General features: G+C 57.1%; 16 protein-coding genes. 10 read left to right on the top strand and 6 right to left on the bottom strand.

The window, feature by feature from the left end; genetic code table 11:
- The first annotated feature begins 3 nt into the window (after window positions 1-3).
- The 3 genes from ABNH18_RS09025 to ABNH18_RS09015 are packed head-to-tail and all read left to right on the top strand — an operon-like array spanning window position 4 to window position 1,658.
- Entirely contained in the window at window positions 4-897 is an 894-nt protein-coding gene (locus ABNH18_RS09025; RefSeq protein ID WP_007148867.1) for a HupE/UreJ family protein, read from the top strand.
- Window positions 898-929: 32 nt separating this feature from the next.
- Window positions 930-1,277: a DUF6488 family protein gene (locus tag ABNH18_RS09020; protein WP_290516496.1), complete on the top strand. Its 348-nt coding sequence runs from the start codon at window positions 930-932 to the stop codon at window positions 1,275-1,277.
- A gap of 30 nt (window positions 1,278-1,307) precedes the next feature.
- A complete protein-coding gene (locus ABNH18_RS09015; RefSeq protein ID WP_035246388.1) occupies window positions 1,308-1,658 on the top strand; it encodes a DUF3147 family protein in 351 nt (116 codons plus the stop codon).
- Window positions 1,659-1,863: 205 nt separating this feature from the next.
- Here ABNH18_RS09015 and ABNH18_RS09010 read toward each other — a convergent pair whose 3' ends face one another.
- Together ABNH18_RS09010 and ylqF are read right to left on the bottom strand one after the other, a co-directional pair.
- On the bottom strand, window positions 1,864-3,204 hold the full coding sequence (locus ABNH18_RS09010) for a tyrosine-type recombinase/integrase (RefSeq protein WP_007150272.1): 1,341 nt from the start codon (window positions 3,202-3,204) through the stop codon (window positions 1,864-1,866).
- 321 nt (window positions 3,205-3,525) lie between these two features.
- On the bottom strand, window positions 3,526-4,464 hold the full coding sequence (gene ylqF / locus ABNH18_RS09005) for a ribosome biogenesis GTPase YlqF (RefSeq protein WP_349382499.1): 939 nt from the start codon (window positions 4,462-4,464) through the stop codon (window positions 3,526-3,528).
- A 206-nt stretch (window positions 4,465-4,670) separates the two neighbouring features.
- On the opposite strand from ylqF, the gene ABNH18_RS09000 reads away from it, so the two are divergent.
- The 7 genes from ABNH18_RS09000 (at window position 4,671) to ABNH18_RS08965 (ending at window position 12,719) form a co-directional block, all read left to right on the top strand.
- A complete protein-coding gene (locus tag ABNH18_RS09000) occupies window positions 4,671-5,873 on the top strand; it encodes an acyl-CoA dehydrogenase family protein (protein ID WP_349382498.1) in 1,203 nt (400 codons plus the stop codon).
- 27 nt (window positions 5,874-5,900) lie between these two features.
- Window positions 5,901-7,025, top strand: a complete 1,125-nt coding sequence (locus ABNH18_RS08995) for an acyl-CoA dehydrogenase family protein (RefSeq protein ID WP_349382497.1) — start codon at window positions 5,901-5,903, stop codon at window positions 7,023-7,025.
- Window positions 7,026-7,185: 160 nt separating this feature from the next.
- On the top strand, window positions 7,186-7,812 hold the full coding sequence (locus ABNH18_RS08990) for a TetR/AcrR family transcriptional regulator (RefSeq protein ID WP_349382496.1): 627 nt from the start codon (window positions 7,186-7,188) through the stop codon (window positions 7,810-7,812).
- 453 nt (window positions 7,813-8,265) lie between these two features.
- The gene (locus ABNH18_RS08980) at window positions 8,266-10,881 is read left to right on the top strand and encodes an intermembrane phospholipid transport YdbH family protein (RefSeq protein WP_349382494.1); all 2,616 of its coding nucleotides are present in this window, start codon (window positions 8,266-8,268) and stop codon (window positions 10,879-10,881) included.
- Entirely contained in the window at window positions 10,878-11,072 is a 195-nt protein-coding gene (locus tag ABNH18_RS08975; protein ID WP_349382493.1) for a YnbE family lipoprotein, read from the top strand. The genes ABNH18_RS08980 and ABNH18_RS08975 overlap by 4 nt, the downstream gene beginning before the upstream one ends.
- 9 nt (window positions 11,073-11,081) lie before the next feature.
- A complete protein-coding gene (locus tag ABNH18_RS08970) occupies window positions 11,082-11,405 on the top strand; it encodes a YdbL family probable chaperone protein (RefSeq protein ID WP_349382492.1) in 324 nt (107 codons plus the stop codon).
- A 207-nt stretch (window positions 11,406-11,612) separates the two neighbouring features.
- Window positions 11,613-12,719, top strand: a complete 1,107-nt coding sequence (locus ABNH18_RS08965; protein ID WP_349382491.1) for an OmpA family protein — start codon at window positions 11,613-11,615, stop codon at window positions 12,717-12,719.
- 128 nt (window positions 12,720-12,847) lie between these two features.
- Here ABNH18_RS08965 and recD read toward each other — a convergent pair whose 3' ends face one another.
- From recD to ABNH18_RS08945, 4 genes are all read right to left on the bottom strand, one after another.
- Window positions 12,848-14,785, bottom strand: a complete 1,938-nt coding sequence (recD, locus tag ABNH18_RS08960) for an exodeoxyribonuclease V subunit alpha (protein WP_349382490.1) — start codon at window positions 14,783-14,785, stop codon at window positions 12,848-12,850.
- 174 nt (window positions 14,786-14,959) lie between these two features.
- On the bottom strand, window positions 14,960-18,553 hold the full coding sequence (recB, locus tag ABNH18_RS08955) for an exodeoxyribonuclease V subunit beta (RefSeq protein ID WP_349382489.1): 3,594 nt from the start codon (window positions 18,551-18,553) through the stop codon (window positions 14,960-14,962).
- Window positions 18,550-21,960, bottom strand: coding sequence for an exodeoxyribonuclease V subunit gamma (recC, locus tag ABNH18_RS08950; protein ID WP_349382488.1), 3,411 nt, complete (start codon window positions 21,958-21,960; stop codon window positions 18,550-18,552). The genes recB and recC overlap by 4 nt, the downstream gene beginning before the upstream one ends.
- 352 nt (window positions 21,961-22,312) lie before the next feature.
- Entirely contained in the window at window positions 22,313-23,716 is a 1,404-nt protein-coding gene (locus tag ABNH18_RS08945) for a KamA family radical SAM protein (RefSeq protein WP_349382487.1), read from the bottom strand.
- Window positions 23,717-23,734: the final 18 nt, after the last annotated feature.

Raw genomic sequence — 23,734 nt, 5'->3', positions numbered from 1 at the left:
GTTGTGAAATTGAAATACTGGATTGGTCTTCTATCCATTTTGGCAAGCAGCATCGCCATGGGGCATGGCATGTCAGCAGAGGATAAGGCGAGGGCGCTCAATGCCGGTTTCATGGAGTACATTGAGCTTGGAGCGATGCACATGGTCACAGGCTATGACCATTTACTGTTTCTGTTCGGCGTGGTGTTCTTTCTGACCCGCTTCAGTGACATTGTTCGTTTTATAACCGCGTTTACCATTGGCCACTCGATTACTCTGGTGTTTGCCACCCTCTATAGTATTCAGGCGAATTACTACCTAGTGGATGCGGTTATCGCTCTGACTATCTGCTATAAGGCGTTTGATAACCTTGGCGGTTTCAAGACTTATCTGAAGATGAAGTCACCAAACTTAATGTGGATGGTTTTCGCTTTCGGTCTTATTCACGGGTTTGGACTGTCGACGCGATTGCAGCAATTACCTCTGGCAGAAGATGGTTTGGTTTTTCGCATCCTGGCTTTCAATGTTGGCGTAGAGTTGGGGCAGATTGCTGCGCTGGCCATCATGTTGTTTTTATTGTCTGGTTGGCGCCGCATGGCATCGTTCAAACGCTTCAGTCAAGCGACCAATGGGCTGCTGATGGTGTTGGGGTTGCTGTTGCTGTTGATGCAGCTGCATGGATATCTACACTCAAGCAATCCTGATGAATTTCCGCTGAACAAGGATGATCACCAGCATACTCATGAAGACATGGGGGTTGCTAATTCTCCGCTGTCCGGGTACGAGAAGCGCTTTGATTTGGATGCAGAGGATAGTGTTAACGGTGAGGTTGAAACAGAGGGTCGTGAGCCGGAGGAGTTGCCAAACAGTGCCTCTAATCCTCACGCCCATGGTGACGGCGAAGCCCATGTACATTAATAAATTTGATCTGTTTTTATGAGGAAAATGTTATGAGATGGATGAAAATCTTGATGACGATGATGGCCTTGAGTTTTGCCTCGCCGGTGTTTTCTCACGGCGGAGGGCATGCCACGGTAACCGCCGATCAGGCGGAGGAAGTAGCCAAGTATGTGGCTGTCGAGCTCACCGAGGAAGATCGGGGTATGGGATTTGGCAAACTGGACGAAAGCTGGAGAGAGATCCCCGACGAGAGCGTGGGTATCAGTAAATCTGGCCCCGGATATTACATTGTGGCTATGGATCATGAAGATGAGGAGCGAACGCTTTATATACTTATGACCAACACGGGTAATGTGTACGACGTAAACTTCACTGGTGAGTTCAAAGGAATTGATTGATATTAAGCTAGGGAATCAAGAGGAAAAATTATGTCAATGCTAGTCATTAAATACCTAGTATCAGCAGCAATTATAGTCTTGGTTTCCGAGCTAGCTAAGCAGAGTGATAGGGTGGGGGCGCTATTGGCGTCACTGCCTGTCGTTACACTAATGGTCTTGGTGTGGCTTTATTTTGAGGGCCAACCCACTGCCAAACTGGCCAATCATGCTTGGTATACCTTTTGGTATGTGCTCCCAACGCTGCCCATGTTCGCCTTATTCCCAGCAATGCTTGAGCGCTGGGGATTTTGGCTGGCTTTATTAGTGTCAGCTTTTTTGACCGTGTTTTGTTTTGCTCTGCTTGCTTTCTTGGTAAAACGCTGGGGAATTGATCTATGGTGAGGAAAGCGACTATTTTGCGGAAAATTGCCCAATCCTGTTTAGACTAATGTCGATTGCTGGCTGTCAGAATTCAATAATAGGCGTGTTATTTAGGCGTGGGTCAAATATGTGAGTATATTCTTCATAGAAAGAGTAGGTAGCCTGAATGCTTAGTTGAGCTTTAGATGTCACTTGGAGCGAAAACTCTCATTTAACGCATCAGCTATCATCTTGGTTCTGTCAGATCCTGGAGCCGGGAGCCCAATTTCTCCCAAGCCTCGCTGCATTCCTTGGTATAGCTATGGCGTTGATAGGTCCTTTTAACCCTATTTTCTTCGGTGTGGTTCAGGCAGCGTTCTGCGACTTCAGGAAGTACGCCTAGAGCGGTCATCATGGTTGCGCCGGTTCTGCGAAGGTCGTGAGGTGTCCACTTGCCACCGGGTAAACAAAGAGCTTGCGCGTTGTTAGTGCGATTGCTCATGGTGCCACTATTTGACGGGCGCTGTCGGTCAGAAAGCTGCTTGGTTATGGTTTTTGAGCAGAGAGGGCCGGTTTCCGCTCTGTTCGGGTAGCACCATGGGGACAGGCCTGTCATTTCCTGCAGCTGTTGGAAGAAACTGACAGAAAAGGCTGACAGGTGTACTTGATGAGGCTTGCCGTTCTTGCTGTTTTCGGCAGGAATAAGCCAAGTTCTTTGCTCTAGGTCAATATACTCCCAGCGTGCCGCCAGAAGTTCACCAATGCGGCAACAGGTGGAAAGTGCTATCCAGACAGCCAATTCAGAGGTTTTCAGCAGGTTGGCAGAGGGTAGGGCGTTTGTCAGTTGTCGAATCTCGTCCTCGGATAGCACTCGGTCACGTTCAGTCTCCTTACCTCCGATTTTGGCTTTCCGAATACTGCTGCTGGGGTCGAATTCAATGATGTCTCGGTCCACGGCAAAGCGGAACATCTGTCGCATCAGGCTGAATACGACTTTCACCATGCGGGTGACACCCCGTGCCGCCATGGCATCTGTCACCTGAGTGATGTGCCCTTTACGGATGTCTGCGACAAAGACTTGGCCAATGAGGGGGAGAACGTCCTTCTCGAACATGCGCCGGACTTCTGTACCCTTGTCTTTCCGGTGTGACACGTCAATTTCCATCCATCGCTCAAAGAGCTGGGAAACGGTTTGCCGAGAAGCCAGTGCAGCGGCCTCGGCCTCTTTTTGTGCCGCTTCTTGCTCAAGGCGTGATAGCTCTGCTTGCCTAGCGGCCTCTCGAGCGGCCCGTTCTGAGTTAAGGTGCTCTCCAATGTTCTTGATGCCTGAGACGTAGAGCCGCGATAACTCGCTGGCTTGGGTGCGGGCTTGCTTGAGAGTGAGCCCGGTGGTGCCAGTGCGTGAGTAAACTCCAAGCGGGTGAAACTGGCGTTTACCTGTCTGGTCACTGTAACGGAAGTAGAAGAGATGCTTCCCGTTTGGCTGAAGTCTGACCATGAATCGACCATGTCCACGTGGGCCGTCTTCGGTTAGCCAGGCATCTTTGGGGTCTTTTGGAGTGAGGTGTCTATCTGTGATGATGCCCATGTATGCTCCGAAATTTCGTCACCGTTCCGTCACCGTTTCTCAATCGCTTTCGGTGGATTCTAGTGGACGTTGTTGGACAATGCAAAGATGTATGCTTAACTAACTTGCTGATATTTAATGGTTTATAGATTCTGTTGGACGGCGACGGACAAGCTGTAACCTTTATGGGGTGCAAGGGGTCGAAGGTTCGAATCCTTCCGTCCCGACCAATCGAGATACAAAAAAGCCCGTCTGGAAACAGTCGGGCTTTTTTGTGCCTGGCGTTTGTCGGTGGGAGTAACGCCAAGCGTTTTTCGTCAACGCCATTCTGTGGTGTACTGGTCAGCGGTTTCCTTTCGCTTTATACGCTGCCTTTCGCGCTTTCTTCTTGGCTTCTTTTTCCACTTCTTTCAGCCGCCGAATCTCCGCCACCTTCACATGCTCCTTCTCCGCCATGGCCGGGGTTTCCAGGGTGAGTTGACCCAGTCTGCCGCTGCGGTATTCGCTGATTAGCAGGGTGGCGGCGCGGTCGAAGTCCACGTGGCCGCCTTTGCCAATGCAGCCGCGCTGTTTACCGATAGTTTCCAGGAACGGCACGCCTTCATCGGGCAGTGCGTCGAGTTTGAAGCGTTCTTTCATTAACTCTGGATAGGCCTGCATGAAGTATTCGGCGGCGTATAACGCCACGTCGTCTTCCTGCATGGCGGTGGCTTTAATCGCGCCGGAGAGGGCCAGGCGGTAGCCACTGTCCGGGTTTTCGATTTTTGGCCAGAGGATGCCGGGGGTGTCGATCAGGACCAGGCCGTTGCGCAGGTCGATGCGCTGCTGGCGCTGGGTGACGGCCGGTTCGTTACCGGCCTTGGCGATAATACGGCTGGCCAGGTTGTTGATCAGGGTGGACTTGCCCACGTTGGGAATGCCGGTGATCAGGGCGGTCACGCTGGTGGCGCGGTCGGTGCGTTTGCCGGCCATTTTCAGGGCGGTGTCTACCAGTTTGCGAATCTGTTCTGGCTTGTCGGTGGTGATGGCCAGGGCGCGGACGTTGGTGTCCTGTTCCAGGTGATCGAGCCACAGCTGGGTGATGGCGGGGTCGGCCAGATCGCTTTTGCTGAGCAGTTTCAGGCACGGTTTGTCGGCGCGAAATTGCTCGATCACCGGGTTAGCGCTGCTGTAGGGCAGGCGCGCGTCCACCACTTCGATGATCAGTTCCACCTTGGGGAGAATATCGCGGATTTCGCGGATGGCCTTGTTCATGTGGCCGGGGAACCAGTTGATGCTCATGGGGCGCCGTACCGTATTCATTGAATGTGGCGGCAGTATAAACCAGGTGAGCGGGAGAATGTTGTGGGTTGGGTGAGGCGCTATGAGAAACGAATTTCCGGTGGTTTTGACGGTTTTGGCCAGCCTTGTGACACGAATCGTCATTATTGTCTCATATCCCCTCCCGTACACTGACCTGATTGAGTCTATAAATAGTGGAGTGCGTCATGGATCTGCAGGTGCCGGAGCAGGAAGCGTCATTTCGGGATGAGGTGCGAACTTTCCTGGAAGAAAACCTCACCGATGAAATTCGCGAGGCAGGCAAGATGGTGACATCGGTGTTTTCCCCGGTGAAAGAGGCCATGGACTGGCAACGGATCCTGAACGACAAAGGCTGGGCCGCACCGCATTGGCCAAAGGAGTTTGGCGGCACAGGCTGGAGTGTGACCCAACGGGCGATTTTCGCCGAGGAGCTGGTGCGTGCCGAAACACCCCCGCTGATACCAATGGGGCTACACATGTGTGGGCCCTGTTTGATCGGTTGTGGCACGGAAGAACAACAAAAGGAATATTTACCGAAAATTCTCAACGGTGACGACTTGTGGTGCCAGGGCTATTCCGAGCCCGGATCAGGATCCGACTTGGCATCACTGAAAACCTTTGCCGAGAAAGACGGTGATGACTACATCATCAATGGTACCAAGATCTGGACCACCTACGCCCATCACGCCAACAAGATGTTCGCGCTGGTACGCACCCGTAAAGACGGCAAGCCGCAACAGGGCATTACGTTTCTGCTGCTGGATATGGATCTGCCGGGTATTTCCATCGAGCCCATCGTGGGGCTCGATGAAGTCCCGGAGCAGTGCCAGGTATTTTTCGACAATGTTCGGGTGCCACAGAAAAACCGTGTCGGTGAGGAAAACGATGGCTGGACCGTGGCCAAATATTTGCTGACGTTCGAGCGTGGTGGTCAGGAGTATGCTCCCAGCCTTCATGTGCAGTTGGAAAAGATCAAGGTCATGGCCTCCCGACAGCAGACGGTGTTCGGTTCGTTGCAGGATGACCCGGTGTGGCAGTACAAGCTGGCCCAGCTGGAAGCGGATGTGCTGGCCCTGGAATTCACGGAAATGCGTATCAAGTCGGCATTGTCAGCCGGTAAAGACCCTGGCGCATTATCGTCCATGACCAAGATTCTGGGCACCGAATTGTTACAGGCAATCACTGAGCTGCGTATTGAGACTCTGGGGGCGCAGGCCACGATCTGGCAGCCCCAGGCACTGGTGCCCGGCGACGAACAGCCAATTATCGGCCCGGAATGTGCGCTCACCGCCATGCCCTATTATCTTAATTCTCGAGCCTGCTCCATTTACGGCGGCTCCAACGAAGTCCAGCGCGGCATCATTGCCAAAGCCGTACTGGGTTTGTAAGCGTCCGCCAATACAGGAGAGATCGTGATGAATTTTCAATTGAGTGAAGAGCAACAGATGCTGGCGGACAGCGCCAAGCGTTTCGTCCGCGATAACAGTAACGTGGAAACCCATCGCCAGAATAAAAAGCTGATGCCCTTGAATGAATCCACCTGGCAGCAGTTGGCCGAACTGGGCTGGCTGGCGGTGCCGTTTGAGGAAGAGCACGGCGGCATGGGCATGGGGCCGCTGGAAACCATGGTGCTGCTCGAAGCGCTGGGCGAAGGGCTGATCATGTCCCCATATATTGCCACGGTGGTGCTAGGCGGAGGCTTCCTGCGTCGGGCGGATGCTTCGACGCAAGCGAAAACCATTCCCGCATTGATCGAAGGTCGCCTGCAATTGGCGTTTGCCGCTGAAGAATACGAGCGTGTTTTTACCCTGGAAAATACCGCCCTGCAGGCGCAAGTGAAAGGCGATGAGGTGGTGTTGAATGGCACTAAAGCATCGGTCATGAATGGCGACCAGGCGGATCTGTTGGTGGTGCTGGCTCGTACGGAGGGTCAGCCTGGTGACAAGCACGGTTTGTCTCTGTTCCTGGTGGATGCCAATGCCGAAGGGGTTGAGCGTGTGCCTCATCGCATGGTGGACGGTCGACAAGGAGCGGAAATTCGCTTTTCCAACGTGATGGTGTCCGGGGCGGCAGGTATTGGTGAGCTGAACAAGGGCTACGACGTGGCCAAGGCCGTTCTGCAGGAAGGCTTGTTAGCCTTGTCGGCGGAGAGTGTGGGCAGCATGTCTGTATTGCTTAACGATACGGTGGAATACACCAAGACCCGAAAACAATTCGGCGTGCCTATCGGCAAGTTCCAGGTGCTGCAGTTCCGTATGACGGATATGTTTATCGCCATGGAGCAGACTCGATCCTTGTTGTTGGCATCCACACTGAAATACGTGGAAGGCCACGATGATGCGGATAAGGCCGTGTATGCCATGAAGGCTCAGCTGGGCCGTGCCGGACGCAAGATCGGCCAGGAAGCGATTCAGATCCATGGCGGCATGGGCATGACCGATGAATTGGGTGTGGGCCATTTCGTGAAACGACTAACGGCAGCGGATGGGCTGTTTGGTAATGCCGATGTGCATTTAATGGCGATGGTGAAGCCTGCTTGAATCGAGACGATTGTGGAGGGGGCTGACGGCCCCGCCGCGTGCGATGACGCCATCGCTTAGTTGGGGAATTTGCGGGCTGGGGAGCCATAAGGTATATACCCTTGATGAGGGTGGTCGCGCAGATTGCTCGTGTATTGGTTTTCAATTACAGGGAGTCGGAATGTCGCGCAATCATCTCGCGTCGGAGACACTGCTCAAAAATCTTCAGGTTCCCCAAGGCGATAAAACCTATGAGAAAATTCTTGATGCCGGGCTGGCATTGTTCGTGGAGTTCGGTTTGCGGCGTACCACCATGGAGGATGTGGCGTCCCGGGCAGGCATAGGCCGGGCGACGGCCTATCGCCGCTTTGCAGACAAGGACCAGTTGATTCAGGTGGTGATTCTGCGTGAATGCCAGCAGCAACTGGCGATGATTGAGGGCGACCTGAAGAACGTGGACGGGGGCCTTGAGCGTGTTCTTGAGTCCTTTGTGTTGGCGGTGACCCGGGCCCATCGGCACCCGCTGCTGAAGCGGTTGCTGACCTCGGAACCGGAAATTATTTTGCCGTTACTGACGCAACGCCTATGGCAAATGATGGGGTTTTTCCGCACCTATCTGGCGGCGCTGCTGCAGGTTGAGCAAGACAACGGTGAGATACGGCCGCAGCCCATGGAGCCCTTGGCCGAATTGATGCTACGGCTTATGCAGTCCATGGTGCTGTCCCCTGATGGCCTATTAAACCCGGCCGATGTGGCCAGCGTACGCCGGGTAGCGAATGACTACCTGCGTCCTCTCCTTACGCCTTGATTGCCCTCCTGACCCAATGTGACGGTACATTGATCCTGTTGTTCTAAACATAATCCTGAAGCTGCATTGATGGCGTTCTGCAAGGAAAGCATGTCGCCCTGCAAAGTGCCCAAAGATGTTTTCTTCATCGATGCAATTCCGCTGACCTCCGTGGGAAAAATCGACAATAAGGCATTGCGACAGTCGTTATAGCACTGCATTTTCACGATAGGTGCGGGAAAGTGATAATCATGGGACGGTGACTGAGCAAGGTGGAAAATCTTGCTCTTGGTCTGGATGCTGTTGGTGAAGCCAAGCAGCACATCGTGTAATCACTGTTAGCGCCGATGGCCGTCTAATTCAGGTCTTTCCAAACCCGCCCGGACGTTCCACTATCGAACCATTGTCGCTGTTGACCCTCTAACGCTTATGGTTCGATTTTCCTCGCGCAGGTTCCGCCGATGGGTTTATGGCTTGCTGTTATTGCTGGCCGTTGTGTTGCTGCTAATTCTGGCCGCGGCGGGGGCGAGCTATGCCGCGGGTTTGCGTGTCAGTGAACCGGGCTGGCAGGACGGCCTGACGCTGGGGCAGTGGCGGGTTGTTCGTGATGATTGTGTGGTGGCCAGTGGCACGGGGCTGGCTGTCCAGAACATCTGGCCGCTGCACGTGAAACTGCAGACCCTGACGTTGTATGACTGCGGTGCGGATGATACGGCGACGGCAGACGCGTTTCCCGATGGGCTTCCCTGGACTCCGCCTTTCCATGTACAGGTCGCTGAACTGGATCTGTCCTCCTTGATACAACTTCCCTTTTCCTCCATAGCGGTGGATCTCCACCAGCAGTCGCAGCATTGGCAGTTGCATGCCTCTGCACCGCAGGTGGCCCTGCAAGTGCAATATCAGCGCAAGCAGGGTGATTGGTCTGTCAGTGGTGGGGGGGCGTTAGGTGCAGTGTTGCCGGATTGGCAGGGCCACTGGCAATTGCAGGGCACGGGCACCTGGCAGGGAACGCCAGACGGAAACATGCAGATAGGGCTTCAGGGGGCGGGGCCAATAGCGCAATCGCAGCGGGCAGACCTGACGGCGCAGGCAACCTTTCAGGGCGCCGATTGGCAGCTGCAGGCAGCACTGGCTGAAACCTTGACGCTTAATGAGGACTGGCAGCTGTCCGCTAGCGAGCCCCTTGTTGTCACGGGCAGCGGCATGGCATTGGCGCAGGCTCGCGTCGGCCTGCAGCTGGCAGGCCCGCCGGGCATTGTGACATTGCAGGCGCACAGCGACGGTGACGCAACCCGTCAGGCAGGGCTTGAACAAGGCCGGGGCTCCTTGCGGTTGCAGGGTGAAGGCCTGGACGGCCAAGTGGACTTCCATTGGCAGGATCGCTTGCTGGTGCTTGAGCCGACGTCGCTGACCTTGCCGCAAAGTCTCACCGCCCAATGGCAGACGCCACTGCACATTCCCATGGCCGGTTCCGGTCGCACCGCGCTGCCGTTACTGTTGGGCTATGAGGGACTGAAAGTAAAAACCAGTGACAGCCAGTTTCAGTGGCATCTGGCTGACCCTGAAGACGAGAGTCCGGTCGATTGGCAGTGGGCAGGCGATCTGGCACTGGATGGTCCGTGGCAGGGTTACCAATGGCAAGGCGCGTGGCAGGGCGTAGTTAGCAGCAACGGGCTAAAGGGCGACCCGATTACGCTCACGGCCCGGCAAGGAGAGGACCTCCTGACTTTCCGGCTACCTGTGAAGACCCTGCAGCAGGCTCCGTATGGCGCGCAGGCCACCGTCACCGGACGAATGGCTGGCTACCCGGTGGATGGTTCGCTGGTTTTTGCCCAGCAGGCTGCTGGGTGGGCTGGCACCCTGACGGCGACCACCGCGTTGCCGCAGTTTGAACGCGGCGGCAAGGTGACGCTCAAGGCGCCGTGGTCGCTGCGTGACGGCATGGTCCGCGTCGCCGCGAACAGTACCGCGTCAATATCTGAAGGGCTGATCGGGCAAGCTCTGATTCGGCCGGTATCATTGACAGCAACCGAGCCGTTGCAGATTAATGCGCAGGGCGTGACCGGCGCCTTTGATTTCCGCAGTGCGGGATTGCTGGCGGCCCGGTGGCGGTTGCCGCCGGTATCGGGAACCGTGACCTTGAAAGGAGATCAGGCCCAGGGCCGGTTAGCGATCAGTGAGTGGCAAAGCGAATTGTGGGCCACTGCGAAGCTCCACGATGACGGTAGCGCCACTGGCGATATGACGCTGAGCAGCGTCTTGATTCCGGCCATGGGCACGGGGCTGCCCGCCACCCCTCTGCAGGGGCAGTTGGAGGGCGAGGGCCGGTGGCAGTGGCGCGAAGGACTTAACGCCAGCGGTGATATCACCATCACCGGCGCCGATCTGGATTGGGGCAGCGTCACCGCCCGTGGCGCTGAGGGCGTGGTTCGCGGTGAATACGATAATGGGCAGGTGCAGCTCAGCAGTCACGGCCCGGTGACCGTGAAAACGCTGGATATCGGTACCCCAATCACGGATCTGGCATTAACGGTGAACAGTGACCTGTCGCAATGGCAGTTCACTGATGTTCGGGCCAATTTACTGGGCGGCTATTTGCGTTCTCCGGCACTGGACTGGCCGTCTGCCCGACCCCAGCCGGTGGTGATCAGCCGTATTGATCTTGCCGAAGTGGCCGCATTGCAAAAGCCGCCGCCGGTATCCTTGTCCGGACGGATCGGCGGTTATGTGCCGTTACAGTTGGGCACGAATTTTCTTGTCATCGAACAGGGGCGACTGGCCAACGAAGAACCTCTTTCGTTAAGCATCCCTGCCTCGTCCAGTGTGCAGGCCATGGCAGATTCCAATCAGGCGGTGAAACTGGCGCTGGATAGCCTGAGTACCTTGCTGATCACGGATTTTCAGGCGCGAATGGGCATGGATAAAATAGGCTGGCTGGATGCGGCGGTGACCATTAAAGGGGTGAATCCACAGAGAAAAAATCTGCCGGTAGTGTTTAACTACACGCATCGGGAAAACTTGTTGGCGTTGATGCGCAGCTTGCGCATTGGCGATGAGATCACCGAACAACTGCGTACGGAGAATCGATGATGAAACAACTCGGGCTGGGCACGGTGTTGTTGGTCGGGTGGCTGTTGGCGGCTTGTACGCCCACTGTGGCCCTGAAAGCGCCGGAAGACCCCATCACCATTAATCTTAACGTGAAGATTGATCATGAAATCCGCTTGAAAGTGGAAAAGGATATCGATCAGTTATTCAGCGAAGACAGCGACCTGTTTTAAGGAGCGGTTATGAAAATGTTGAAACCTGCATTGGCTATGGTAGCGCTACTGATGAGCATGGCTGCCTTTGCCCTGGACCTGGATGCGGCGAAAAGCCAGGGCTTGGTTGGTGAGCAGACCGATGGTTATCTGGGTGTTGTCAAAGCGACGCCGGCAGCGGTGGAGTTGGCAGCGGATATTAACCAGAAACGCCGGGGCGCTTACGAACGTATTGCCAAGCAGAACGGTATCACGCTGGATCAGGTTGCCAAGCTGGCGGGCCAGAAAGCGATCGATAAAACCGCAGCGGGGCAGTATGTGAAAACACCGGGAGGGCAATGGGTGGAGAAATAATTTTTATAAAAATTGTTTTTCTACGAAAGCATTGGGGCTAAAGTTCCGGTTAATGATTTTGGATTACTCTTATGTAGCCCATTGATAGTAAGCAGGTTAATTTTAAGTAAATTCAGTGTCATATAGTCGCTTCGATAGCTGCTTGTTTCTCTTCGCAGTGTTTAAATCCTCCCAAGAAATTTTGGAATAAAGGGAAAGGACACTGCCATGAAAACAATTTTGCGTATGACGGCTGCAATGCCGCTGTTGATTAGTCCCTTCGCTCTGGCGGGAGAAAATGTCCCTGACCAATACGGCTACATCGGTGGACACGCCAGCTATTATAATTTTTACGACAACGATGTGATCGGTAGCGGCGGAGACGGACTGGATGATGTCCCTTTCTTAGGCGGCCAACTGGGCTGGCGTTTTGCACCAAACTGGTCCGTACAGGGCTGGTATGAAGAAGTCGACGGAGACGCGGAGAGTAAATACAACTCCGGTACACGTCTGGACATGAAAAATTATTTCGTCAGTGGCCGTTACCACTTTAATGACCATGGCTTACTGGGTTTCGAACCCTATGCCGGTATCAATGTGGGCGAACAGCTGATTGAAAGCCTGAACAGCGCTAACAGTGACGAAAACGACGAGCTGATGACCGGTGTGGAACTGGGTGTGCAGCGCGCGTTCTTCAAACACGTGATTCTGGACCTGGGTACCCGTCATGCTTACAGCCAGGACCGGGAATACTGGGAAGGCCAGGTCTATGCCGGTATTAATCTGGCGTTTGGTATCAGCGATGACAATGGGGACAGCAGTGACGATGAAGTGGTTGCTGCAACCCCTGCGGAAGTGGTGACTGGCGACAGTGACGGCGATGGTGTTAACGATGACAAGGACCGCTGCCCGAACACCGCTTCCGGTGCGGTAGTGGATGCGGATGGCTGTCAGGTCTACGAGTCCATGCAGAATCGTGAAACCTCGGTGATTTACTTCGGCTTTGACCGCGACACCATTCAGGGTCAGTTTAGCGATGAAATCAAAGGTGTGGCGGATCGCCTGAATGCGGGTGAGCAAGGGCGTATTCGTGTGGAAGGCCATGCGGACAGCACCGGCCCGGCCGATTACAACCAAAGCTTGTCAGAGCGTCGTGCCGAGTCGGTGAAAGACCGTCTGATGAAAGACTTCTCGGTAGGGTCTGACAAGATCACTACGCAAGGCTTTGGCGAGAGTAAGCCAGTGGGCGATAACAGCACCTCTGACGGCCGCGCCAAGAACCGCCGCGCGGATATCATTGTGGAAACCGAAGAGAAAGAAGCGCAGTTCAAATAGACGCGTGATGTAGAAATAAAAAACGGGATGCTTCGGCATCCCGTTTTTTTATGCCGCTCTGCGGCTGCAACACGCGTCACGCAACAGGCAACACGCTATGCGCCTGCTGTACTTTTAACTTTGAATTTTCAACTCAGCCTCTCTGCCAACCCAGACGCCCGCCAAGTCCGTTTTTTCACCGCACTGTCCAGCACTGCCGGCTTGCCGAATTCCAGCAAGGTGAAGCGATCCCGTGCGCGGGTCACCGCGGTGTAGATTAGTTCTCGGGTGAGGAGCGGATGGGAAGCGTCTGGCAGCACCAACAGGGTATGCCTAAATTCCGAGCCCTGGGATTTATGCACCGTCATGGCATAGACGGTTTCCACGCCGTCCAGGCGACTGGGTAGGACCCACTTGATACGACCGTCTGGCAACTGGAATGCCACTCTCAGCAGCAACTCCGGTTTCCCTGATTTTTCCTCAAGCAAGGGCAGCGTCAGTCCCACATCGCCGTTCATCAAGCCCAGCTGATAATCGTTGCGCGTCATCATTACTGGGCGGCCTGGATACCATTCCCGTTCCGGGGCCAAGTCCTGTTGTTGCAGGTGGCGGGTGATGCGCTGGTTCAGTTGCTCCACCCCAAACGGCCCGCTGCGCAAACCGCTGAGCAGTTGCTGGTGAGTAAGTTGCTTGAGCAATGCGGTGGCCCAACCATCGAACTCTTGCCGTTGTGCCGGTGGAACCGCCACTGCCTGAAACAGAGTACGCAAACCCGGTTGATCGCTACTGCCGTTGAGCAGCAGGGTTTCCAGTTGCTGGCCGTCGCTGGGCAGGGGGTGACGATGCAGGCTGTCCGGGTATTGTTGAAAGGCCTTGCGTACCTGCGGCAGGTTTTCTTCGTTCACCGCCCGAGCCAGTGCCCCGATACCTGGGCTGTCCTTGGAGCGCCAGTTGGTACGTAACATGGCGGTTTGCTGGGCCAGATCGTTGCCCGGGACTTGTTCGGTTTCCTTAAAGTCGCTGATGTCGGCGTTGCAGGTGTCGTTAATGAAATCGATGGTGCTCTGTTGATAGCGACCTTCGTGGGCATGACGACACAGATCCCCCATTACGGCACCGGCTTCCACGCTGGCAAGCTGGTCCTTGTCACCGAGAAGAATCAGCTGGGTGTGTGGGCTCAGGGCTTCCAGCAAGCTGGCCATCATGTCCATGTCGATCATGCTGGCCTCGTCCACCACCACCAGATCCGCGTGGAGGGGATTGTCAGCATGGTGGCGAAAATGGCGGCTGTCTGGGCGGGTGCCGAGCAGGCGGTGCAGGGTGGTGACTTCCGTGGGGATGGCGTCGCGTACCGCGGTTTCCACGTCGAGTTTTTCTACCTGTTCGCCGATGGATTCGGTTAGCCGCGCTGCCGCCTTGCCTGTGGGCGCGGCGAGGCGAATGCGCAGGCGCTGGTTGTCCGCCATGGCCAAGCTTTGCAGCAGCCCCAGCAGGCGAACCACGGTGGTGGTTTTGCCGGTACCGGGGCCGCCGGTGATGATGCCGATACTGTTGCGGCTGGCCAGGGCGCAAGCTATCTGCTGCCAGTCGGTTTGGCCGTTGGTGCTCGGGAATAATCGGGCCAGGGCGTCGCGCAGGCGCTCGGCGGGTAACGGGTTGGTTGTGGCCAGTCGTTGGTCGATGGCTTCGGCGACGGCCACTTCCCGGGCCCAGTTACGGCGCAGGTAAAGGCGGCTGCCGTTAAGCACCAGTGGTGTGCTGCCGTTCTGACTTACCAGCGGGCTTTGCTGTAAATCATGGAGCCAATCGTCCGGCTTGCCGGGCAGCAGGGAGACCAGTTCCGGCGGCGGACTGGTGCCCCACAGCTGAGTGGCCAGCTCCCGGTTTTTCAGATCCAGACACAGGTGGCCGCTGGCTTGTTGGTTGCTGGTAAAGGCGGCAAGTAGCAGGACTGGGTAACTTGCCTGCGGACATTGCTGTTTAAGAAAACGGGCAATGGCCACATCCAGATCGCGCAGCAAACTGTTGTCGCGAAGCAGAATTAGCGCGTCTTCCCAGGTGAGGGCGGAGAACAAGTCAGATTGCATGGTGAGCCTCCGACCCAGTTGAAAGTTGAAAGTTGAACGTTGAAACCCGGAAAGGGCCTGAGTCAGCCGAGCAGGGTCTACGCCGCGATTGATGTGTTGTGGGGCGCGGGCACGGCATTGCGGTGACAGAGGAGTGTGTTCTCGCTTTTAAACTTTGCACTTTCAACTTTGAACTCATACGTCACCTCCAAACATCGCATCCAGCGCTTCAATCAATCCGGTCTCCGGTCGATCAAACACCGTTCCTGCCGCCGGACCTTGCAAGCCGCGCAGGAAGACATAGACGGCGCCGCCCAGGTGTTGGTCAGGATCGTAATCCGGTAGGCGGCTTTTCAGCAGGCGGTGCAGGGCGAGCAGGTAGAGGACGTATTGCACTTCGTAGCGTTTTTCCAGCACGGCGTTGGTCATGGCATCCAGGGTGTAGGCGCTGTCATCCACGCCCAGCCAGTTCGACTTGTAGTCGAGCACGTAATACTTGCCGTCGTGTTCGAACACCAGGTCGATAAAGCCCTTGAGCATGCCGTTGAGGGTATCCGCTTCCAGTCGCGGGCGCGGATGCTGTGGATGAATGTGCTGGCGGATCAGCGTGTCCATCTCGGCCACTTTCACCTGGTGGGCGGGGAACAGGAATTCCAGTTCTGGCACATAGGTGTGCAGGGTATTAAGGGCGATCTCATCGTGTTTCAGCGGCAAGGGCGTGGTCACCGCCTGCTTCCACCAGTGCCGGATCACCTCCATATAATCTTGCCAGCCACGGGCCTGCAATCTTTCTTCCACGCTGATTTCAAACTCGACGGGGTCGGCCAGGGTTTGTATGAAGCGCTGGTTGGCGGCCTGCTCGAGCACATCGTGGAGCAGGGTGCCCGGTGCGGCGCCACGGGGGAAGGCGTGGATGGTATCGGGCAGCGGTTCGGCGTCATCGATAACGGTTTCGTCCTGTTGCTCGGCCAGTTGATCACCGCGCGGGTCCGCCGGAGCCAGGGTTTCCTGTACCTGTTTGAGGGCACTGTAGCTGGCAATCCACCAGGGTTGCCGTTGTTGGGCCACAGGAATCAGCGGCGCGCGCAGGGTCCGCGATTCCGCTTTGGGTTGATAGCATTCCGTGTTGCTGTCCGGTGCCTGGATGATGTCCACCGCATCATGGGCGACGGGTGTCAGCGCGGCCCGCAGGCCGTCGTTGGCCACGCCATTGCCGAACAGCAAACGGCCGATGGCGCTTTTCTCCAGTTGGTTCTGTTTGCCTCGGCCCTTGATGTAGGGGGCCAGCCCCAGGGTGCAGGTGTGGCAAGCGCGGGTCAGAGCCACGTATAGCAGACGCATGTCTTCGGCGAGCCGTTCGTGGTCCGCCTTGTTTTCCACGGTCTCGTCCGGTTCCAGCGAGACATTGAGATGGTCGTTTTCGTGGTAGCGCAGCGGCGGTTTGTTTTTGTCCGCCGGGCGGAAGCTGCAGATAAAGGGCAGGTACACCAGCGGGTATTCCAGGCCCTTGGATTTGTGGATAGTGATGACTTTGACCCGGTCGTCGTCACTTTCCAGGCGCAGGATACTGTCCTTGCTGCTGCCGCGACCTTCCTCAACCGTATCTTCCAGATAGCGAATCAATGACTGTTCGCCGTCCAGTTGGGTGGCCGCCTGCTGCAACAGTTCGGCCAGGTGCAGCAGGTTGGTCAGGGCCCGTTCGCCGTCCAGGCTCTGGCTGAGGCGGGCGGGTACATGAAAATCCATCAACAGGTTGCGCAACATGGGCAGCACGCCCTGGCTCTGCCATTGCTGGCGATAACCGTGAAACTGCTCCACGGTTTCTTCCCAGCGCACTTCATTTTGATTGAGGGCATCCAGTTCCGCGTAGGCCAGGTCCAGCACTGCGCAAGCCAGGGCGCTGCGCACCCGGGTATCGGATTCCGGGGTGGCGCAGGCGTGCAGGATCAGCAGCAAATCATGGGCTTCGGGCTGGGCAAACACGGAATCCTGATCGGACAGATAGACGCTGCGTACCTGGCGTTCCATCAGTGCATCGCGGATGGCTTTGGCTTCGGTGCGATCGCGTACCAGGATGGCAATATCGTTGGGGTGCAGGGGGCGGAAGCTGTCGGCTTTTCGGAAGCCGGTGACGCCGTTGACGGCACCGTTGAGCAGGTGGGCAATTTCGCTGGCGCAACGTGCGGCTTGTTCGTCCCGGTATTGGCCGGCGCTCACCGGTTTTTCCTGCTCGTCCACCCACAGGGTAATGCCGGATTTTTCGTTGTTGTCGACGAGCAGAACGTCCTTGCGACCGTTGGCCTTAACCGCTTCAAACGGAATGGCGTTGTCCATCATGAACACATCGCCAAAGGTGTTCTGGCTGTAGCTGAACAGATGGTTCACCGCGTGGACCATGGCGTCGGCGCTGCGAAAGTTTTTGTCCAGGGTGTAGTGGTTGCCTTCGGTGGCTCGGCGGGCTTTCAGGTAAGTGAAGACGTCCGCGCCCCGGAACGCATAGATGGCCTGTTTGGGGTCGCCAATCATGAACCAGCCGGTGTCTTCTTGCCCTTCGTAAAGTGCAGAAAAAATGCCGTACTGGGTCGGGTCGGTATCCTGGAATTCGTCGATCAGCGCCACCGGAAACTGGTTGCGAATGACCTGGGCCAGACGCTCGCCGTTGCCGCCTTTCAAGGCATCGTGCAGGCGGCTGAGCATGTCGTCGAAGCCCATGGTGGCGGTCTGGCGACGAACCTGATCCACGCGCCGGTCGATCCAGGCGGCGGCATGGGCGAGCAGATCGGTGCGGGGCAGCGGGTTATTGGCAAGACCGTCAAAATAGGCGTCGAGCAGAGTTAAAGAGCCCAGTGCAGGGCGCTTGTCCTGGTGAGCCTTGTTGAGCTTCAGGCCTGAAGAAGAAAAGTTCTTGAGTATCTTTAGCTCTTCTTTGCCTGGCCTTACGCCATGAACAAAACTTTCTAGTGCCGTTGCCATGCGGCCCAAGTTGGCCGCTTTGTAGCTGGCCCCATGCAGCCATTTATTGTCGATGCCATCGCGGGTCCAATGCAGCAGATCATTCATTTCCGCATGGAGGGATTGGCGCACTTTGTTAGTGAGTTCAGCTTGAGGTTCTGTTTGTTTGATCCATGCATGAACACTGTCAGGCAATACTTCTGGGTCGGCTTCTTTTAAACCGAGCAGGGGGCGGCAGGCGTCCAGCAGGGCATCCGGGTTGCCCAGGTTATCGCTTTGCAGGGCATTGGCCGCGCTCACCGGGAAAGTGGCAATCACCGAGCGCCAGTAATCCCGCGCTGCCATTTGCTGTTCGTCGCTGGCGTCTTCCTGCAGCTCCAGGCTGAACAGGCTGCCGGAATCGAAGGCGTGCTGTTTGAGCATGCGGTTGCAGAAGCCGTGAATGGTGTAGATGGCGGCTTCGTCCATCCACTGGGCGGCGGCATCCAGACGCTGGGCGCAGCGGGTGCGGTCTTGCGGGTCGCTGTAGTCGTGGAGCAATTCGGCCAGCACCGTGTCGTCGGCTTCTGCACTGGCATCGGCAAAGATGCGTGCGGCATCGGCCAGGCGGTCGCGGATACGTTCGCGCAGTTCTTCCGTGGCGGCTTCGGTGAAGGTCACCACCAGAATCTCCGGCGGTAACAGTGGCCGCGAGAACGCATTGTCGTCGCCGTGACCGAGTACCAGGCGAAGATACAGTGCGGCAAGGGTAAAGGTCTTGCCGGTGCCGGCACTGGCTTCGATTAACCGAGTGCCGTGCAGTGGAAACGTTATCGGGAGTGGACGTTCAATCGTCATGCGTCATCTCCCGGTTCGATCCATTGAGCGTGCTGGTAGAGCGGAGCATAGAGTTGTTCAGTCCAGTAAGCGAAGGCGCTGCCGTTGCCGTGGCGCACAGTGAGCATGTCATCAAAGTTGGCCCAGGCGCGGGCAATGGCCGGTTCCTTATCTTGTTCGCCGGTGTGCATGAAGCCGGATTCGAATACCTTGCGGGCTTCGCTTTCTTCTCGCTCTTTTTCTTCGCCTTTTAGCCAGGCAAAGGCGGTGGCACAGGCGATGGGCAGGGGCTCGCACAGGGCCTGTTGCCAGGCGTGGCCCAGTTGATCCAGACATTGCTGGGCGTCGCTGCGATTCAGGTGCGGCAGGGTGATGCGGCCATCCTGTCCCTGGATATGGGTGGTCAGCGGATGCCCGGCGGCGCAGGCGGCCAGGTGCAGGGTCCATTCCCGGGTGAGTTTGTCGAAGCGTTCCTTCAGCTTCCCGGTGTGTAACACCAGGCGCTGGCTATTCGCTGCGGAGCCTCGCAGATCGGTGAGCCAGTCTTCGATCTGCAGTGGGCCGGCGTTAAGGCGAATTTCCTGTTGTGGTTGCGGTGCGCCGCACTCGGCAAGCAGGGAAAAGTAGTGTTCCAGTGGCTGCGACAGAGGCATTAGCAGACTGTCGCGGCTGCCTTCGTCAAAGGGGGCCATTGGCAGGTCGCCGCTGCCGGCCAGGCGGTTGAGGGTGTGGGCCATGGCGTCGACAGCATGCTCGGGACCGGCGCGCAGGGCTTCATTGAGCAACTGGTCCTGTAACTGGAAACGTTGCAGGCCATCGAAGGAAAAGGGTTCGCTGTCGTCCAGTACCTGGCGTTGCTGTTTCAGGCGGGCCTTCAGGCGTTGCTCGAAAAAATGCGCCACCGGTTGCTTGAGAAAGCGGCCCAGAGCGGCGCAGGTAATCGGCTCGTTGTTTTCCAGTGGCGGAAGAGGTTGGTCATTGCTGGCCTTGTGCGCCTGGCCATCGTGGAGGGCGCGCCATTCGTTGGCGTAGGTGTGCAGTGTGTCGGTCTGTAGGGTGTCGTTGGCTGCATCCTGATCATTGCGGAAGAAGTAGCGGGCGCTGAACGGTTGCAGCGGATGGGCCACGGTGAGCGCATCCACCGGTTCGCTCTGGTCGGTGTGCCAACGCTGGTCGATATGGTCGCGCAGTTGCGCCACTAGTACCGAGGGCGGGCGTTCGCTGTTGTCGCGCACGTTGCGGCCGGTCCAGCTGATGTAAAGGCTGTCGCGGGCGCTGAGCAAGGCTTCCAGAAACAGGTAGCGGTCGTCGTCGCGGCGGGATCGGTCGCCGGGGCGATAGTTACCCCATTGCTGCATCAAATCGAAATCCATGGGCTGCTGCTGGCGGGGGTAGTCGCCGTCTTTCATGCCCAGCAGGCAGACATGGCGGAAAGGAATGGCGCGCATGGGCATCAGGGTGCAGACGTTGATGCGCCCGGCCATGAACCGTTGCGACAGGCTTTCCGCGTTGAGGGCATCGAGCAACGGACGGCGGGCCACGGTGAGCGGCAGGGGGCTGTCGAAGTCGGCCTCAGCACAGGCAGCCAGCCAGTCGTTAAGGGCGTCACGCAGGCCTGCGTCCAGGGTCTGGTCCGCTTCGTCCACGGGGTCGAACAGGTCATCGAACAGTTGGGTAAAGCGTTGTTGCCATTGTCGGGCGCTGGCGTCTTTACGGCTTTGTTGCCAGTGCTGCTCTAGGGTGTCGAGCAGGCGGGACAGACGGCCGGCCAGTTCTGCGCCCAGGCCGGCTACTTCGTCCAGGGGCTCGATGCCCATCCAGGCCGGGCCGTCGCCGAGCAGGTAGCCTGCCAGTATCCGTTTCAGGCCAAAGGCCCAACTGTTTTGTTCGAAGCCGGGAACGTCCAGGGTCTGCCGTTGTGGGCTGTTCAGGCCCCAGCGAATCCGCGCCTGGTCGATCCAGCGGGCCAGTTGCGGCAGGTCGCTTTCGTCGATGCCGAAGCGTTCGCGCACGGCGGGTACATCCAGCAGGTCGAGAATGTCGGTGGCGGTGAAGCGCCACTGCGGCAGGTGCAGCAGGGATTCCACTGCCTGGGCCAGGGGGGAAGCGGCACCGGCACTGCGGTCGCTAAGGGTGTAGGGCAGATAACGGGGGTCGTCCCGTTCCAGCCGACCGAATACCGCATCAATGTGCGGCGCGTAGGCTTCGATGTCTGGCACCATCACGATCACATCGCGGGGCTGCAGGGTGGGGTCGTTGCTGAAACGGTCCAGCAGTTCATCCTGGAGGATTTCCACTTCCCGCTGGGCGCTGTGGCCGATGCGAAACTGGATAGAGGCATCAATGTCCAGGGGCGGGCGCTGGTCCGGCGTCGGCAGGGGTTCAAGGTCAAGAATGTCCTGCTGCAAGTGCTGCAACAAGGTGTGCGGCTCGCGGTTTTCAAACAGATCAATCTGGTTCTGGAAGGCGCTGCGGTAACTGTCCGGGTCGTCGTGGTCGTAGAGCAAGCCGATAAAGTCGCGGCCCTGTTTGCCCCAGGCGGCCAGCAGCGGATTAACGCGGTTTTCCGGCAGGGCGGTCAGGTGGCGTTTGCGGTTGTCCAGTTGGCGGCGCAGTAGCTGTTTGTCTTCGACGATATCCGCCCAGTAATGCTGGCAGGGGTTTTGTACCAGCATCAAGATTTGGCAGTGTTGGCTGAGCGCGGCTAGCGCTTCCAGAGCCTGCTGGGGCAGAGCGCTGATACCAAAAATGATCAGCCGACGTGGCAGGCCTGGCGGCGGTGTGCTTTGTTGGGGCGCGAGCGAGGCCATGAAATCACGGTGGATGGCGCTGCGGCTGAGGCCTTGTTTGCTGTCGTCCATGTCTGCCAGCAGGGCGCGCCACAGATGTGCTTGCCATAACTGGCTGGTGGGAAAATCGTCAAAGGCGTCGCGATCCTGCGCTTTGCGCAGACGATCGTTACCGCTTTCCCAATCCGCCAGCCAGTCTGCCCGATACATTTGGTAGGCATCGAACAAATCTGCCAGTCGTTCCGCCAGCTGGTGACGTTTTCGGCCATCCACATCGTCAGCCAGAAAGTGGCGCAGGGGACCGAAGTGCTCGTTGTTGAGCAAGGCAGGCAGCAGCCGGTACAGCCGCCATAACAAGCGGGATTTGTCGAATGGTGAAGTACGCGGTACCTGGTCTTCGCCGAGCACGGTGCGGTAGGCCCCCCACAGGAACCGGGCCGGCATCTGGAACTGGAAGCCGGCGCTGATCCCCAACGCATCCGCCAGTTGCAGTTTCAGCCACTGGGCCATGCCGTTGGACTGCACCAGAAAGGTTTCCGTTTCCAGTGGTGGCAGTGGTTGTTGCTGTAGCCAGTCCGCCACCAGCTCGGTAAGGGTTTCCAGACGGTTGCCGTGCAGCACCATCAGCCCGTTTTGCATGTGCCATCCTTGCCAGATTTGTGTGTATGCGAAAGGAGTTAGATTAAGGGAGAGTGCCTCTTGGTGCTACAAAGAGGGATTCCTTACGCGAGAAAACACCAGAATAATCGAATGCTGGGACAATGAGTGTCGCACCCTTTCCATGGTTTTTGGTTGCCCAAATAAAAACGCCCCGCAATAGCGGGGCGTTTTTATGACGTCGGACTGTTTCTATTCGTTTTCCATTTCTGCGAGTTGCGTAGGTCGGGTTAGGCGTAGCCGTAACCTGACAGACCTGCACGCAGATGAGATCAAGCGTGAATGTCGGAGGCTAATCTGACCTATACGGCTTTGGTGGTACAGCAGACTTTCTCTATTCGGCTTCCATCTCGGCCAGTTCGTCTTCAAAGAAGAACTTTTCTTCTCCGAACGCGGGCTCCAGATGGTTCAGCCAGGTGGCTTCTTCATTGTATTTGGCAAAGAAGGGGCGCTGTACCCAGTCATGGTTGCGGCCTTGAATGAAACGCAGGGCGAAGACTTTCTCGCCGTTGATTTCGGTAACACCCTGGATTTCCACTTTGCCCGGGTGGCTGGACATGCTCGGGCCGCGGGCGGTGCGGGCAATACCGGATACCTGTTTCATGGCATCGCGGTAGATTTCCCAGGCCTTGGCCAGCGGTACTTCAAAGTAATGCCGGGCGCCGGTGTCACGCTCTACGAACATGTAGTAAGGGATAATGCCCAGCTCGACCTGGGTCTGCCACAGGCGCGCCCAGTCATCAGCATTGTCATTGATGTGGGCCAGCAGTGGGCCTTGGGCGCGAATTACCGCACCGGTAGCACGGACCCGTTTTACCGCTTCGCGGGCGATGTCGGTTTCCAGTTCCTGCCAGTGATTGTAGTGGGCCATCAGCGCCAAGTGCTTGCCGCTGGCAATCACTTCCTCGAACAGGTCCAGCAGGTCTTTGGCGTCGGCATCGGAGACCACGCGCTGGGGCCAGAAGGTGAGCGCCTTGGAACCGATGCGGATAGTGCGAATCTGCTCCAGTTCCAACAGCGGTTCGATATGCGCCCGCAGGTTTTTGGTTTTCATTACCAGCGGGTCGCCGCCGGTAATCAGTACATCGGAAATTTCCGGGTGGGCCTGAATGTATTTTTTCAGTTGCCCGGCTTCCTTGGTGGCGATCTTCAGGTCGTTGTCACCGATGAACTGCGCCCAGCGGAAACAGAAGGTGCAGTAGCTGTGACAGACCTGCCCCTGGCTGGGGAAAAACAGCACGGTTTCGTTGTACTTGTGCTGCACGCCATCGATTTTTTCGCCGTCAACTTCCGGCATGTTGTGTTCCATCTGCCCGGCGGGATGCGGGTTCAGCGCTTCACGGACGTCAGCGATGGCGGTCTTGATTTCAGCCTTGTCGCCGCCGCGCATGGCCTCGGCCACCTTGTCGAAGTGTTCCGGGGCCAGCATGCCTCGCTGGGGAAAGGTGAGCTGGTAGATGGGGTCATTGGGGACGTTGTCCCAGTTGATCAATTCGTTGATCACGTATTCGTTGACCCGAAACGGCAGCACATTGGCGACCACGTCCATGGCAAAGCGGGTTTCGTCATCCAGGCGTTTGAGCTGTTCGATTTTGTCGAGCTGGCGCGCCGTGTAGACCTTGAAGCGACGAGGTTCGTCGTAGGCGGGGTCGAACGAATTGGCTTGCGTGTCGGCGCTATCGAGAGTCGTCTCGCGGGTGTCCTGGTGCAGCGGAATAACCGTATTGGTTTCGGGCATGGTATTGCTCCTCATCAT

The organism is Alcanivorax sp. (assembly GCF_040118815.1).
Classification (GTDB): domain Bacteria; phylum Pseudomonadota; class Gammaproteobacteria; order Pseudomonadales; family Alcanivoracaceae; genus Alcanivorax.
This window is presented reverse-complemented; position numbering and strand designations above follow the sequence as displayed.